The 15,626-nt window shown below is 57.3% G+C and carries 9 protein-coding genes; 2 read left to right on the top strand and 7 right to left on the bottom strand.

From position 1 onward, the window contains the following. Window positions 1-249 precede the first annotated feature (249 nt). On the top strand, window positions 250-2,016 hold the full coding sequence (locus B2X55_RS07415; RefSeq protein ID WP_286821553.1) for an ATP-binding protein: 1,767 nt from the start codon (window positions 250-252) through the stop codon (window positions 2,014-2,016). Between the two features lie 368 nt (window positions 2,017-2,384). On the opposite strand, the gene B2X55_RS07410 is transcribed toward B2X55_RS07415, so the two are convergent. From B2X55_RS07410 to B2X55_RS07400, 3 genes are all read right to left on the bottom strand, one after another. Beyond that, the gene (locus tag B2X55_RS07410; protein ID WP_286821551.1) at window positions 2,385-3,065 is read right to left on the bottom strand and encodes a class I SAM-dependent methyltransferase; all 681 of its coding nucleotides are present in this window, start codon (window positions 3,063-3,065) and stop codon (window positions 2,385-2,387) included. A 136-nt stretch (window positions 3,066-3,201) separates the two neighbouring features. Beyond that, window positions 3,202-4,542 (bottom strand): metallophosphoesterase, encoded by a 1,341-nt coding sequence (locus B2X55_RS07405; RefSeq protein WP_414683490.1) that lies wholly within the window; start codon window positions 4,540-4,542, stop codon window positions 3,202-3,204. 185 nt (window positions 4,543-4,727) lie between these two features. Further along, window positions 4,728-6,245, bottom strand: coding sequence for a UxaA family hydrolase (locus B2X55_RS07400; protein ID WP_286821549.1), 1,518 nt, complete (start codon window positions 6,243-6,245; stop codon window positions 4,728-4,730). 179 nt (window positions 6,246-6,424) lie between these two features. On the opposite strand from B2X55_RS07400, the gene B2X55_RS07395 reads away from it, so the two are divergent. Next, window positions 6,425-7,360, top strand: a complete 936-nt coding sequence (locus B2X55_RS07395; protein WP_255240969.1) for a LysR family transcriptional regulator — start codon at window positions 6,425-6,427, stop codon at window positions 7,358-7,360. A 64-nt stretch (window positions 7,361-7,424) separates the two neighbouring features. On the opposite strand, the gene B2X55_RS07390 is transcribed toward B2X55_RS07395, so the two are convergent. From B2X55_RS07390 to B2X55_RS07375, 4 genes are all read right to left on the bottom strand, one after another. Further along, the gene (locus B2X55_RS07390; protein ID WP_286821790.1) at window positions 7,425-9,236 is read right to left on the bottom strand and encodes an alpha/beta hydrolase-fold protein; all 1,812 of its coding nucleotides are present in this window, start codon (window positions 9,234-9,236) and stop codon (window positions 7,425-7,427) included. A gap of 236 nt (window positions 9,237-9,472) precedes the next feature. After that, a complete protein-coding gene (locus tag B2X55_RS07385) occupies window positions 9,473-13,765 on the bottom strand; it encodes an ESPR-type extended signal peptide-containing protein (protein ID WP_286821547.1) in 4,293 nt (1,430 codons plus the stop codon). Between the two features lie 199 nt (window positions 13,766-13,964). Next, window positions 13,965-14,840, bottom strand: a complete 876-nt coding sequence (locus tag B2X55_RS07380) for a MerR family transcriptional regulator (RefSeq protein WP_036374811.1) — start codon at window positions 14,838-14,840, stop codon at window positions 13,965-13,967. 45 nt (window positions 14,841-14,885) lie between these two features. Continuing rightward, window positions 14,886-15,134 (bottom strand): helix-turn-helix domain-containing protein, encoded by a 249-nt coding sequence (locus tag B2X55_RS07375; RefSeq protein ID WP_081828392.1) that lies wholly within the window; start codon window positions 15,132-15,134, stop codon window positions 14,886-14,888. Window positions 15,135-15,626 lie beyond the last annotated feature (492 nt).

Below are 15,626 nucleotides of genomic sequence, written 5' to 3'. Positions count from 1 at the left end.
GGGCGGGATGTCTGTCAAGAATGTAAAACGCCGGATTCGCATGTATACAAGGGGATACAGCCTATATCACCGGTGAAATAGTTGCAACTGTCTTTTCTATGTGTACAGATATTGTATCTCACCAATGGACAATATCAATCTCAAAACGAGACATAGAAGGAAAAGCCACGCCTCTGTCGAATAAAAAAACAGAAAGAACGCAAAATAAGTGGACAGAAAGTGGACAGAAAATAGAAAGAAGATGTACCTATGTTCCATTCCAAGATCACAAGGCGCCTCGTCACTTCATTTTTACTCATCGTGCTCGTCTCCCTCTCACTGCTCGGCATCCTGCTGCTCAACTACTTCCGCGACTACACGATGCAGCAGGAGAAAAACGCCCTGATCCTCAACGCAAAGATCATCGAGACATCACTGGAGGACCAGCTCTACAGCAGGGACGTATCCGGGCTTCACACGACGCTGCAGGAGCTCCACGAGAAGACCGACCTGCGCGTGACCGTCATTGACGCCGATGGCGCCGTCCTCGGCGACACGGCTGACCCGAACCAGGCCATGAACAATCACCTCGACCGCGAGGAAGTCCAGCAGGCCATGACGGAGCCCTACGGGTTCGCCATCCGGCAGAGCGAGACACTGAACGAGAACCTCATGTACGTCGCGGTCCCGGTCTACCGGGGCGGCCAGCTCATCGGCATCATCCGCACCTCCTCCTCACTCGTCTCGATGGAACAGTCGTACCACACGGGCCTGCGCGTCATCCTCTCCGCCCTCTTCTTCGCGCTACTCGCCGCGCTCATCATCGCCATCTGGCTCGCGCACCGGCAGGTCCAGCCCATCCGCTGCCTGAGCCTTGACGCCATGGAGATCGCCAGCGGCAACCTCCACAAGCGCCTGCAGTGGCAGAGCGGCGATGAGTTCGACACCCTCGTGCAGACCATCAACCAGCTGACGCGCAACCTCTCCGCCAAGATCCAGGAGTCGCAGGCCGAGGCCGACAAGATGAGCCTGATCCTCAACCACACCGACAACGCCATCATGCTCATCGACGAACGCGGCCTCATCGTCGACACGAACCGGCAGGCTGAAGAGGACTTCCAGCTGCAGGGGAATGCCCTGCACCGCCACAGCATCCACGTCATCGGCAGTGCAGAGCTCTCCGAGACCGCGCAGGAAGTCTGCCGCCAGGGCAAAGCGCAGACCATCACGCTGACCATCCGCAGCAAGACATACCAGGTCTTCCTCGCGCCCTTCTACGACGGCCCCGACGAACTCGTGCTCGCCGTCTTCCACGACATCTCTCTGCTGAGGGAAATCCACCAGCGCCAATCCGAGTTCGTCAGCAACGCCGCCCACGAGCTCGCCACGCCGCTTACATCCATCTCCGGCTTCGCCGAGACACTCTTAGATGACGACTTCAAAGATCCAGAGGCCAGCCATCACTTCATCTCCATCATCTACCGCGAAGCCCAGCGCATGAACCGCCTGATGAAGGGTCTCCTAGAGCTCGCCCGCCTCGACAGCACCCACGGCAAGACCAAGATCAAGCGCCGCCCCGTCGAGATCAACACCGCCCTGCACCAGACCATCGAGCAACTGCAGACCAAGGCCGAGAGCAAGGAGCAGGCCCTCCTCGAAGAGCCCACCGCCATGCCCCTCTACATCCTCGCCGCGCCCGAGCTCTTCGGGCAGATCCTCTACAACCTGACCGAAAACGCCATCAAATACACCCCGGAGGGCGGCACCATCCACGTCAAGGCCGAGCAGCAGGGCGATACCGCCACCATCACCGTCAAGGACAACGGCATCGGCATCGCCCCCGATGACCTCCCCCGCATCTTCGACCGCTTCTACCGCGTCGACAAAGCCCGCGCCCGCAAATCCGGCGGCAACGGCATCGGCCTCTCCCTCGTCAAATTCCTCGTCGAACTATTTGGCGGCACCATTGAGGTAACGAGTCAGATTGGTCAGGGCACCACCTTCACCCTGACCTTCCCCCTCACGACAAAATCCTAACAGGCACACAAAAAGGCTTCCATCGAATCACCTACGATGGAAGCCTTTTCCATTCTCACTAGAAACGTATAACGCTGCTCGATTGCAAAAGCAAGGCGACCGCCCAAAGGGCCAGTCGCCGCGCGTCCCACTAAGACCGGAGAACACTTTGCGATAACGTACCTCAGGGCGAGGGGATATCTGTCGCCTGCAGGAGCGCAGTGACCGCCCGCAGGGCTGGTCCCCAAGCAGGCCGTGTCAAGGCTCTGCGATGTCAAAGCGCCGCGGCAGGCGGCGAACCGCCAATGCCCCGCGCACCCGCATGGGGACCATTCAACGGAGCGACGAAGCCGACAGATATCCCCTCGCCCCTGCTGTAGCCCCACCACTCACTTCCTGCACACAAAGCCCGCAAACGCCCCCGTCCGCGTGACCATGACCTCCCGGTACATGCTGCGCAGCCGTTCCTCGAGGCTCTCCGCCGTATCAAAGGGCGGCGTGAAGAACCCCATCGGCACGCAGAACGCCCGGACAAAGAGGTCCGTGACCCGGTTTTGCCCCTTGATGTAACAACATCCCGTAAACGTGCCGCCCTTCTTCAGCACGCGATGTGTCTCACAAAAGGCAGCCATCTTGTTCGGGAACGCGTGCAGGCCGTTGAGCGAGAGCACGCAGTCAAATGAGCTGTCGAGATACGGCAGATCGCCGACATCACCGCGCGCAAACTCCACCTGATGCAGGCCGCGCGCCTCAGGCGACGCCATCGCCTGTGCGAGCATCTGTTCCGAGTAGTCGAGGCAGACGATCCGCGCCGACTTCATCCTGCGGTAATGCGGCAGCGAGAGCACGCCCGTGCCGACCGGCACCTCGAGCAACGTGCCCGAAAAATCCTCCGGCAGCCCCTGGAACGCCTGCCGGACGAACGACTCGTAGCGCGGCCCGCGAAGCTGCCAGAAAAAGCGGTTGGCAAACCTTCCGAGCAGGCTCTCATTCTTCATCATGCCGTCGTATCCCTTGCTGAGCTGTCCGACTACCGCATACGCATTGTGCACGATCTCTCTGCGCTCCATCTCATCCCTCGCCTTTCCGCTGCCTGTATCGCTTCTCATATTACCTACTATGCTATCACACAGGCGGGCAACTGGATATGGGATTTGTCACAGATGGGGGTGGAAATGGTATTGGATTGTCCTGTTTTCGAGCGTTTTATTTCCGCAACGTCTCGCGGTCGATCTCCGTGCCGTCCGGCAGGAAGCAGGCAATCTCCACGCTCGCATCTTTGACGCAGAGCGTCAGGTAATTGTCCGTCTCCGGCTGCGGCGCGATGACCTTGTCGAGCGCATGGTCGACCCAGAGCCCCGGATAGCGCACATTGCCCGCGACACCCGTCAGGATGTAGAGCGGCCCGCTTGCATCACGCTGGAAGTTCTTGATATGGCCGCGGTTGCGGTACGTGTGCAGGTGCGCCGAGAAGACGACGTCGATGCCCGCCTCGTCAAAGAGCGGCATCCAGGCGCGCCCCTCATCTGAGAAGCCCTCCTTGCGGTCTGGCCGGTTCGTGATGCGGTACTGCAGCGGGTCCTTGTGCATCAGCACGATCTTCCACGTCTTGTCGGTCTTCTTGACATCCTCGCGGAACCACGCCTGCTGCGCTTCAAGCAGGCCCTGATGGAAATCCGCTGCCTCCTCCGTCTGCGTGTCAAGCACGATGAAGTGCGCCGGGCCGTAGTCGAACGAGTAGTAGCGCCCCGCAAACTCCTCGCTGCCGTTTGCAGGCAGTGCGAATTCGTGCAGGTACGCCACAGGCTCGCGGACCTTCCAGTCCTCGTTGTAGGTCTCGTGATTGCCCATCAAGGGGGCCACGGGGATGCGGTCGATGATGCCCGCGACCGCGTCGAACCACGCCTCCCACTGTCGGTGGTCCTCGCCGTTGTCGACGAGATCGCCCATATTGATGAAGAAGTCTGCCCCTTCATTGCGCTCTGCCGCCCCCTGCGCGAGGTGCTTCCAGTCTGTGTAGTCATTCGACTGCGAGTCCGGAAAAATCAGCGCCGAGAACGCGCCGCCATCATCCGTCTGCAGCGCGTGCCAGTCATCATACTGGCCGTCTGCCTTGATGCGGTATTCATACGGCTGGCCCGCCTCCAGTCCACAGAGCCTTACCGTGTAGAGCTCGACCGTCACGCCGTCGTCCGTGAACGACTCGCGTGCAGCCGGGCTCGATTCGATGGCCTTCGCGCCCTTCAGGCGGTACTCGACGACCGCATCTGTCCATTTCACATCCGCCTGCCACATGATCGTGCGCGCATGGGCATTGTCCGACGCGATGACCTGGCGCAGATCGCGCAGGACGGGCCTTCCCTGTGCTGCACCGAGCGCGTGCTTGGCCAGCCGTCCCGCCAGCTCCGTGCGCGAGAGCGCCCAGCCGCCGCCTGCCAGCACCACAGCGCCCGCGCAGATGGCCAGGAACCTGCGCCGCGACATCGTCCTGCCCTGCGCCTCTCTTTCCTGACGGCCATGATCTTGTCTATCGTGATCTTTGTCCATTGCAATCCCTTCCTGAGTAAAGTTCCCTGTACATACTATAACAAGTCTTTGTAAAATTCACCTGAAAATCCTGCTTGCCTCTATCATACAAAAAAACTGCCGCTTCGCAAAATGCTTATTGCGAAGCGGCAGTCATAGAACTGAGGCATGGCTCAGGGAAAGATCAGCAAGGGGATGTGCTGCAATCAGACGTAGCGGCAGACGTGATCGACTGCAATGTCTGAGAAGCCGAATGCCTCGGCCTTCGTCAGGCGGCCATTGGCAATGGACTCGATCTCCTTAACGAGCGCGCGGCCCATCTCCGGGACAGACTTCTCGCCGCGCACGATGGGGCTGAGGTCGGCATCCATATTGTCCTCCATGCAGCGGTACGTCCGCTCATTGGCCGTGACTTTGCAGACCGGCACGATGGCATTGCCCGTCGGCGTGCCGCGGCCCGTCGTGAAGATGATGACCTGGCAGCCCGCCGCAGCCATCGAGGTCACCGACGAGATGTCGTAGCCCGCCGTGTCCATGACGAGCGCACCGCGCTTCGTCGGGCGCGCCGCCTGCTCGAGGACCTCGACGATCGGGCGCGTGCCGCCCTTGCGGATGCAGCCGAGGCTCTTCTCGTCGAGCGTCGAGAGGCCGCCCGCCTTGTTGCCAGGCGTCGGCTGGCCGGCGCGGCAGTCCTGGCCTGCCGCACCGAGATGCGCCTCATACGCCTCGCAGACGCGAATGATCTGGCGCTGGATCTCAGGCGTCGCCGCGCGCTTGGCGAGGATGTGCTCGCCGCCGATCCACTCGATGGACTCGCTCATCATGGCAGAAGCACCCATGTCGACGAGGATGTCGCTGAGCTCGCCGACAGCCGGATTGCAGGCGATGCCCGACGTCGCATCCGAACCGCCGCACTCGATGCCGAGCAGGAGCTCCGATGCGGGGAACAGCTCCTTCTGCTGCATGCCGGCCTGCTGCGCCATATCGCGCGCGGTGCGCACGGCCTTCTCGATCGTCTTGAGCGTGCCGCCCTCCTCCTGGATGCCGAACGAAGCGACAGGCTTGCTCGTCATCTTCTGGATCTTCTCGCGCAGCGCCGCATGCGGGACCGTCTCACAGCCGAGACCGATGATGACGACGCCGTAGACATTCGGGTTGCAGGCAAAGCCCGTCAGCACCTTCTGGCTCATGGCCGTATTGGCCGCCACATCCGAGCAGCCCGTGTTGAAGACGATGTTGACCGCGCCGCGCACCTGGCTCGCGACGATGCGGCAGCACTCACTGCCGCAGGCGCACGTCGGCAGGATCAGAACGTGGTTGCGCACGCCCGGACGTCCCTCCACGCGGCGGTAACCCCAGAACGAGAACGGCGCGAGGTCCGGCGCGCCAGCCGACCGCTTGGCCTGCATCACGAAATCATCGCCCGCGAGCTCGCTCTCGTAGTCGCGCGGCACGCTCTTTAAGTTCTTGTCGTTGACCCAGTGGCCCTTCTTGACCGGAGCGACGAGCTTGCCGAGGCTCTCGCCGTACTTGATGATGTCCTCACCCGCTGCGAGATCCGTCAGCGCAATCTTGTGGCAGTACGGGATATCCTCCTCCGCCACGAGCGTCCGGAGCGCTGCGCCGTCCTGATAGACGACGCTCTGTCCGCGCTTCACTTCCTTGACACACGTCACGACATTATCGTGTTCGTCCATCAGCAATGCATTGATGCTCTGTTCCATCTTCATTCCTCCGCTCTGCTCGATTCCGTGAATCCAAAGTCTTCGTCTTTCGTCATTACCCAAAGCATACCGCATTTCCCCTATTTATTCCAATTTATAGATTTTACATCAGGATAAATCTGATATAATAATAGGCACGAGATACCCCAGACAGACGCCAGAAGAAAGAAGGAATTCCCATGCAGCAGGACATGCGCTACGTCTATGAAGTCTACAAGCAGAAGAGCTTTTCCAAGGCCGCGCAGGCGCTCTTCATCACCCAGCCGGCCCTGAGCATCGCGATCGGCAAGCTCGAAGACAAGATTGGCATGCCGATCTTCGACCGCAGCACGCGCCCCATCAGCCTGACCACCGCCGGGCACGTCTACCTCCGGGCCATCGAGCGGACGCGGGCGCTCGAACAGGACCTTCGCCATCAGCTCGATGACATCCGCGAGCTGAAGCGCGGCGAGATCACGATCGGCAGCAGCCATTTCATCAACGCTTACATCCTGCCCCGCATCCTCACCGCGTTCAACCAGGCCTTCCCGCAGATCCGCCTGAACCTGCTCGAAGGCAGTTCCCACGCGATGGCCCACATGCTGGAGCAGGGCGAGATCGACCTGACCTTCAGCTGTGACGACTGCGTCATAAAGAACTTCGCGAGCACGCCCGCCTTCACCGACACCATCCTGCTGGCCATCCCCGGGGACGGTCCCCGCCACGCGCAGCGCGAGCGCCTGACGGCAGCAGACATCCTCGCCGGGCGCCACCTCGACCCCGACTGCCCGAGCGTCGACCTCACGGACTTTGCCGCAGAGCCCTTCATCCTGCTGCGCAGCGGCAACAACCTGCACGACCGCGCCATGCGCTTCTTCCACCGGGCAGGCATCGAGCCCGCGGTCAAGATGGAGCTCTCCCAGATGGCCACCGCCTACCGTCTCGCCGAAGCAGGCTTCGCCGCCACCTTCCTGAGCGACCGTCTCATCACCCACAAGGACAGCCGCCTCTCATTCTACCGCCTCGCCGCCCCCGAGAGCCGGCGCAGCTTCTACGCCCTGACAAACCCCAAGCGCTACACGTCAGAAGCCGTCCAGCAGTTCATCGGCCTCATGCCGCAGGCCAGCGCAATCTGACATAAAAAATCGCATCGCCTCCGGATAGTACATCCAGATGGCGATGCGATTTTTTACGTTGCCGTCACTTCGCTTTCGGCGCAGGATCCGCAGGCGTCCAGCCCGGCGGCAGGCTGGCAGCAGAGCCGAGCGCCGTCACGCCAGAGTTGTAGCCCTCCGTGCCGGCCCCGCGCTTGCCCGTGGGGTAATAGACCACCTTCGACGGATCCTGGCGGTCCACCGAGCAGATGTGGTCCGCCGTCTTCTTCTGCGAATCAGCCAGCGCGAACGGGCGGTTCAACGGCAGCTTCGGGCGCGCCATCTCCGTCTGGCGTGTCTGCTTCAGCATCCAGTCGTAGCAGGCCGGCGTGCCGTGACCGTAGAACCAGGCCGACATATGGCTGACATTGCCCGTGAGCACCGCCTGGTAGATGCCCGTCTCATTCGGCTCCGACACGAGGCGGCGGATGGAGGCATCGCGCTTGGACGCCGTCGTCTTATCATCGAGGACGAGATCCCGGCGCGGGACCTGTGCGCCCGCGAGGTCATCGTAGAGCACGCGGTACTCCGTATTCTCCTGCGCCGTATTGAGATAGAGGATGTTGTCATCCGACACCATGTAGAACCAGTTGCGGTAATCCACCGGCCGGCCGTCGCTGTCCTTCTGCCAGACGAGTTTCCCGTCGGCCGGCATGCTGTAGTACGACGTGCCGTTGAACGGGTACTCCTTGTTGAAGTTGTTGCCCCACTTGCAGCTCATGGGCAGCAGCGCCGCAAAGTAATTGTCGCGCTGCGCCGCCATCGCCATGACCGTCATGCCGCCCATGGACTGGCCGCTGCCGTAAATCCGGTCTGGATCGATCGCGTACTGCTGCGTGATCGCATCCATCAGCTCCCAGACTGCCGGCTCCGCGCAGCTCAGCGTCCAGTTGTCGCGCGCCATGCGGAGGTTGTAATGCGGGTTGGCCGAATCCATCGGATAAAACTCGGCGATAGCCGGGCAGACGACGATGACCCCGTCGAGGCCGTTCTCCTTGGCGAGCGCCTGGAACGACGCCGAAGCGTAGTTGGCTGCCGCCTGCGACTCCGTCAGCGTCAGGCGCGGATCCGAGCTCATCGAGCCGGCATCGTGGATGTGCAGGACAAGCCCATACTTCTTCTGCGGGCTGTAGTCCGCCGGGACGTAGAGCGCATACGGGAGATCAAAGTCCCAGTACTTGCCATTCGCCTCATCGAAGCAGTGCGTGGCGTGGAATGCCGTACCGTTCTCGATGGTATGCAGCTGATACCCCTCGATCCCCTTGATCTGGTAAGCCCCTTCCTTCGCGTAATTGTACGACTCCGGCGGGCGGCTCTTCCCCGTCTGCGGATCGTAGCCGACATACGTCTCCTTCATGTAATTCGTGACCGCCTGATCCGAAGGCAGGATGATGCCCTCTGCCGTCCGGATCGCCTTCTGCTGCGTCACACCCGCGTACATCGTGATGGCGTACGAGCGCGGGAAGCGGCCTGTCTGGTAGTCCGTGTTGACTTCCAGGATGACATACGAGCCGGACGCCTTGCCGCCCGCCGCATCCGTGTCCGGCACATCATTGACATAGACCCGTTTGAGCGCGCCGGGCGACGTGCCCTGCGTCAGATCCTGCTCTCGAAGCGTCATGCCGTAGTTCTCAATGGCAAACGTGCTCACATCGACCGCCGCAGCCGGTATCGGCCGGTCATACGAGAGCACGATGGCCTTGAGCTTCGAGCCATCCGTATCGACAAAGCCCACCGTCCGGACATCCTGGATGGCCTGGTCTGCCGTCGTGACAAAGTCCGGCTCCTGCTGCTGCACTTGCGGTGCAGGGGGCGCCTCTGCCGCCCAGACAGGAGCCGCCGTGCCCAAAGAAAGCATCACCGCCAACAAAAGGATTGCCCTGGTTTTCCGATTCATACATACACCCTCAATTCAAACAAAACACGATACTCTGCCCGCATTTTACACCTTTCCGGCCAGACAAAAAAGAGTGTATCCATTAGAATTCGTGCTGCACTCAGCAGGATAAGCAAAGGGTGCGCTCAAGAAAGTAACTTTCTTGAGCGCACCCTTGTATTATATTGCGGTACCCGCTTGCGGCGGGCTATGCGATATTATTTGGTGGCAGTCTTCTTGTCCTGCGCGGCGAGAAGCTGCTGGACCATGGCCTTGAGTTCCTTGATCTCGCTGTCCTGCTTCTTGAGCTGATCGTCCTGACGGGCGACGGTTGCGCGCAGCTCCGTGATCTCCTGCGTGGAGCCCGGGCGGATCTGGGATTTGCCCTTCGGGCCGAACTTGAAGCTGACGCCTGCATTGATCATGTTCTCGCCATTGCCGAAATTCGTGCCGAGGCTAAACATCGTGTCCTCATCCGGGCGGTAGAACGCGCCGACAGCCGCACTGTTGGCATCGCGGTAGTTGCCGTAGCCAACAGCGAAGTCCCACTTGTCATCCGGGTCGAAATCAAGAGGATGCAGCGCCGCCAGAGCCGCCGCACCGGCACCGACCTTGTTGATCTTGCTGTCGAGGTTGTTCACACGGCCATTGATGTTCGTGATGCTCGAAGCATTCGAAGCCACCTGGCTGTCGAGCGCCGAGATGTTCTCACCAGCCGTGTTGGACGATTTCACGTACGTGCCATCCTTCTGGACGCGCGTCTCGTTGTAGACCGTGCCTGCATTGACGGCATTCTTAGAACCCTTATCGATAGACGTATCGGCCACATTCTTGATGGTCGTGTCTTCCCGCAACGTAATGGTCTTGCTGTCATCGCCATCGTAGTTGACCGCATTCTTCGTCGCAGCCTTGACCTGGTCCTCCGTTGCCGCACGGCCCGAAGTGATGTTCTTCGCATCCCAGGTCGTGTTCTTGAGGCCATCAACCGTGCCCTGGCCGTCCTTGTTGATCGTCACATCACCAATCGAAGCAGCATCGCTGACCGAAAGGTTCTTCGTGTTGACCGTATCGGACGTAACCTTCGTTGTAGTGACAGAATCAACCTTGATATCCTTGCTCAGGGCCAGCTGATAGTTCGCTGCCTCACCCGACTTGGCAATATTCTTCACCGTAAGGTTGGCGTCCTCCGTCGAAACGACCGTATGCTTGCCAGCCTCCGTCGATGCATTGCCAATCGCCTGATCGAGCTTGCCGATAGCCGTCGTTACGCTGTCGTTATTTGCGACAACCTTCGCCTTACCTTCAGCAACATACTGCAAGTTGCCGACTTTCGTATCAACCTTGTCAACCTTCTTGTCTACCGTATCGACCTTCGTATTGACGTCATTGATGGCACCTACCACCGTTTTAGAAGTTGTAGCAAGTTTTGAAACATCACCTACATCACTGGCTTTTGCTACATCAGTGATCGTGACCTTACCAACCGGAGCGCCAGCCTTGTCGACCACATCAAGGGCTACGCCCTGCGTCTCCTTACCGGTTGCATCCTTGACTGTCGTGACCGCATACGTGCCTGCTTTGACATGCGTATCTGTGTCGCTAGTCTCAGCAGATGCCTGAACAGTCTCCATGGCCTTCTGCAGCTGCGCTACGTTGACAGCATCCGTGGCTTTAGTACCAGCAGCCACGCCCGTGATCTGGCGGGTCATCGTGCCATCCTCCTTGCCAACAGAAACAGCAGCATCGGTTGCTTTCCAGGTGGCCGAAGAATCTGTTGAATCTGTCTTCGTTGCCGGGTCATAACCAGCCACACCCTCTTCACGGGAAGCTACAGAACCGGCACCAAGGGCTACACCGCCTGCTTTTTCGACGTTGGCATTATGGCCGAGAATCGTTGCATCAGTTACCGATGTCGTCATCTTGCTGTCAGCTGATCCGATGATGACGGAGCCCTTGATGACGGAGCCATTTGCACTTGTCACTTCACGGTTATCACCGAGGAGCTGGATGTTATCTGTCATCTTGACGACGTTCCTGGAACCCAGTACGGATACGCCATGAGACGAATCGACTGTATTGCCGATACCGGAGACCACGACAGCTCCCTTGGCATCCTGCTGAAGTTTTCCTTTCAACGTGTCCTGCAGAGCTTTGGCCGAATCGCCGCCTTCCGTCGGAGCCTCGATATCGGTCAGCGAATTGGTGACTTCATTGCCCGCACCGAGAATCGTCGTATTGTTGGAGTTGGCAATCCGGTTGGCCGTACCGACGATGCTGCTAGCCACGCCCGAATTATCAGCTGCGTCCTTATCCTGATATTTATACGACTCAATGCTGTTCAGCGAACCATCTACGGTAGCTGCGAAGTTCTGAATCTTCTTCTTGGCCGTCGTAGCGGAATAAGCACCCGTTACAGTAGCGAACGTGCCGTTGTTGAAGCTGTTTGTGCCAAGGGTCGTCATATTGACATTATTGAAGTTATCGCGCAGTTTCTGGGAATCCGTACCATCTACTTCGTCTATATCGGCAATGGCACCTTTATACATGTGAGAACCGACCATCAGGCTGCCTGTGCGAGCAAAGCTGTTGCGGCCGATGGCAATACCACCGGCTTCATTTCCCGGTGTAAGCGGAATGTTATTGTCATCGAACTTAGTCTGGCCAAAGGCCCAGCTCTTCTCGGTATTGCCGTACATATTTTCAACACGTGCATTCTGACCGAGGGCAATACTTCCGCCCTGATTAACATAAGAATCAACATGGGAATCCTGACCAATGGCCACGTCGCCGCCGTTAGCATTCGGTTTGCTACCATCACTAGAACGAATCCAGGAGCCAGTACCAATAGCGACACCGTTAGCACTGCCTGCATAAGCCGTATCGCCGATAGCAACAGCACTCGCCTTATCTGCGTTTGCTCCAACACCTGCCGCCAGAGCATTAGTTCCGGTAGCGCCATCATTCTTGTAATTCTTTGCAGTAGAATCCGTGGAATTTACACTGTAGAAATGCGTCTGAGCCGCTTTCAACTGAGCCACATTGACGGCATCCGTATCCTGCGTGCCAGCTGCGACGTTAGTAATCTGGCGGGTAATGTTCTTAGAAGCATCGCCGACGGAAACGGCAGCCGCCGTCGATTTCCAAATGCCGCTTGTATCTTTATTGCGGTCAGTTCCAGACGGATCATAACCAACTGCATCCTTATCAACAGAAGCTACCGAACCTGCACCAAGGGCCACACCGCCATCGACCTTAGCATTGGCATTATGACCGACGATGACAGTGTCTTTATTTGAGGTTGTGATTGGCGTCTTTTCGTCGGCATTGCCGATAATCACGTTATGGGTCTGGCCTTCTGCTACGGTGCGATAATCGCCGATGACCGTATTGGAATCAGCGCCCTTATTGATCGTAACACTCTGACCCAGTACCTTTACATGGCTGGCATCGGTAATGGAACTGTTGAACCCATCCAGATAGTTGTACTGTACTTTCTCGTCAGTCGTCGATTTCATGGAGTTCCCCACGCCCATGATTTGCGAATTCTGGGTCTTTTCAGCGCTGTTGGCGCCGCCGATGACCAGGGTAGCACCGCCCGCACTGCTGGCAACGCCATCCATCAAAGCTTTCTGCATATCGGCAACAGAGTCAAAGTGCGTACTGTAAGGAGAGGCATCAATGTAGCTGCTTGATTCTTTTACACTATTTCCGGCCCCCATGACGATGGCACCGTTGCTGTTGGTCACTTTGTTGGCCATACCGGAAATCATATTGGCGACGCCGCTGCTGCTGCTTCCTGTCATGGATTCATTGGAATTGAAGGTGCCGATAACCGTAGAAAATGCATTTTTCGTCGCATTGCCTAACGTATCCCAGAAATTTTTTGCTTCATACTGATTAGTTTGTACATTATAGCTGCCAATGGTAGTAGCAAAACCACCGCCGGTATAGGAATTGGTCCCCAGTGTGGTGGAGGCTACACCAAACTGACGCAGTTGGTCCGCTGTGGTATCACCGATGGAAATCTTATTTTCAGCCAAAGTATGGGCCCCGATTTCAATGGCTCCTGTGCGGGCATAAGAATTCGTCCCCACGGCGATGGCTTCCGGCAGATTCTGCTTCGCATGGTTGTTATCATGGATGTTCATGCTGTAAGAACCTTTGACCGTTTCCCCGAAGGAAAGCATGGATTCCTGGGTCCCGCCGCCGATAAAGACCTTGGCATTCTTGCCAATGGCAATATTGGTCCCGTCGTTGGCCGGACTGATGTCGTAAGCAATGGGCTGGCCCCCTTTGTCCACAATATCCTTATCCGCGGCCCAGCTGATGCCCGGCGTGCTCCCCAACGTCAGGGCTCCGGCGGCGATGGTCACGGCGATGATGCGGGCCAGGGCTGGGGTGCTGTGATCGATTGACGGTTGACTGCTCTTGTGGTTCCGCTTAGCGAGTTCGGACACGACGATGTAGCACTGTCGTGCCTTGCTGTAGATGACTTTGTAGATTCGATTCATTCGGTCTTCCCCTCCACTCTCATTTATCACTGAATTCATATGATTAAATTTAGTTTTAGGATAAGACCTATTGTTGTCGCACAGTCAATCTCGACATTGTTATCTATCATCGTTCTTTAGATATGTATGATATATCAATTTGTTGTTGCTGGAGATAAAAACAGCATGCGGCAGGGATAATGTCGCATGCTGTGAGGGGTCAACCGGATATGCTTTCTGCTGAAGGCGCGCTGCTGTCATCTCTTTGGATAGGCACCTGGAAGCGCAGGGTTTCGGCGGTCTTGCGGAAATCCTGCGCATCAAGGACGCCGATGATCTGGCAGGTGACATCGCCGATCAGCGTGCAGTTCTCTTGCTGGCAGTAGGCCAGGAGCTTCTCCATGTAGGCCGGGGCCTGCTCAAAATCTTCGAAATAGACACAGGCACACGTACTGCTCTCGTACGTCTCCGTCTTTACTTTCTCCGTGCTGTCATCGGGGACGATCATGCCAATCCGATCTGCCCGGCAGCGCCCCGCGAGGAAATCCTCCTGTTTCACCGTCAGGAAGGCATTGTACGGATAGACGCCGCGAATTTTCTTCTTGTGCAATTCTCCTTCCATGCACGAGAGATCGTAGACGACGCTGCCGAAATCCTCCTGGAAGTAATTGCGCACCGCCTTCTTCATGTAGACATGGGATGACGGCACGTACCCAATCGTCAAGGTGTCCTTGGGCGGCCGGTGTGTGAAATAGTCATTCCAGCGAAGGACCTTCTGGAGCTCTCTTTTCTGCCATTGCAGCTCACGCATCTTCCGGTCCAGCTCAACGACCTTCTGGCTATACGTATGCACTAGGAAGTCGGCACTGGAGTGATCCAGGATAGCCGCAATCTCCTTGAGGCTCAGGCCTAGATCCTTGTTGTGCTGGATCATGTGGAACACCATGCTCTGCCTGACATCGTAGATGCGGTAGTTGCTCTTCGGATTGACCTCTATCGGCTTCAGCAGTCCTTTCTCATCATAGAGCCGCAGTGTCGCCAATGTCGTATGATTCAACTTGGCCATCTGGCCGATTGTGATCTTGTTGTTCTTCATGATTATCCCTCCGCGAATGCTGTCATCTCGGCTGCCACAGTCTCATCATGCAAGCCCAACCAGGTAATCCAACGATACATGATAATACTTCGCCAGTATGATGAGCCGCTCTATCGGCAGCTTGCGCTTGCCGAGCTCATACATGCCATAGGCGACCTGACTGCAGTGCAGGACCTTGGCGACATCCGCCTGGGATAAGTTATTGCGCTCACGCAGATCTTTTAGATTCTTTGCCCAGATACTAGGCGTATGACGCAGGGCGGCTCCATCCGCCTTAGGCTGACATTCCCCCATCGCGACGTCCCCCCCGTGTACATTTGTGCACTTTGCGGTTGTAACCTGTACATCCATGACAATGACATTCCTTTCTAAAAATAACGGGACTGTTCTCATACATGCATCTGCCATATGGCTAATGCACGTTTAGTTTTATCATAACCCATATCTTAAGATTAGGGTCAATATGCATTTTGATTTTACAGATTCAGAAATACAATCCATATATTTGCCAATATACAAGAGAAGTTCTTCCTTCTGTCTGTATTGTACTACGACTTCCCTTGAATACATACCACTATTCTGCTGTCTTGCAGGAAAAATGAGATAGATCACACAGAAAAAGGATGTATTTATCTTGCAGGTGTGTGATATTATGAAATTGCGATTACAGATTGTATAGCATATTGTTATAAAACAAGACACTAAATAAATATCCCCCGGCATAGCCGGGGGTTTTATATTTACGGCCTTATAAGGCCTCTGCTTACCAGCTGCGCTTAAAAGCGC

The organism is Mitsuokella sp. UBA4253 (assembly GCF_002395285.1).
Lineage (GTDB): Bacteria > Bacillota > Negativicutes > Selenomonadales > Selenomonadaceae > Mitsuokella > Mitsuokella jalaludinii.
This window is presented reverse-complemented; position numbering and strand designations above follow the sequence as displayed.

Bases quoted from the DNA above. Each gene is read 5' to 3' on its own strand.
- B2X55_RS07415 (WP_286821553.1), top strand. From the start codon at position 250: ATGTTCCATTCCAAGATCACAAGGCGCCTCGTCACTTCATTTTTACTC.
- B2X55_RS07410 (WP_286821551.1), bottom strand. From the start codon at position 3,065: ATGGAGCGCAGAGAGATCGTGCACAATGCGTATGCGGTAGTCGGACAG.
- B2X55_RS07405 (WP_414683490.1), bottom strand. From the start codon at position 4,542: ATGGACAAAGATCACGATAGACAAGATCATGGCCGTCAGGAAAGAGAG.
- B2X55_RS07400 (WP_286821549.1), bottom strand. From the start codon at position 6,245: ATGGAACAGAGCATCAATGCATTGCTGATGGACGAACACGATAATGTC.
- B2X55_RS07395 (WP_255240969.1), top strand. From the start codon at position 6,425: ATGCAGCAGGACATGCGCTACGTCTATGAAGTCTACAAGCAGAAGAGC.
- B2X55_RS07390 (WP_286821790.1), bottom strand. From the start codon at position 9,236: ATGCTTTCTTTGGGCACGGCGGCTCCTGTCTGGGCGGCAGAGGCGCCC.
- B2X55_RS07385 (WP_286821547.1), bottom strand. From the start codon at position 13,765: ATGAATCGAATCTACAAAGTCATCTACAGCAAGGCACGACAGTGCTAC.
- B2X55_RS07380 (WP_036374811.1), bottom strand. From the start codon at position 14,840: ATGAAGAACAACAAGATCACAATCGGCCAGATGGCCAAGTTGAATCAT.
- B2X55_RS07375 (WP_081828392.1), bottom strand. From the start codon at position 15,134: ATGGGGGAATGTCAGCCTAAGGCGGATGGAGCCGCCCTGCGTCATACG.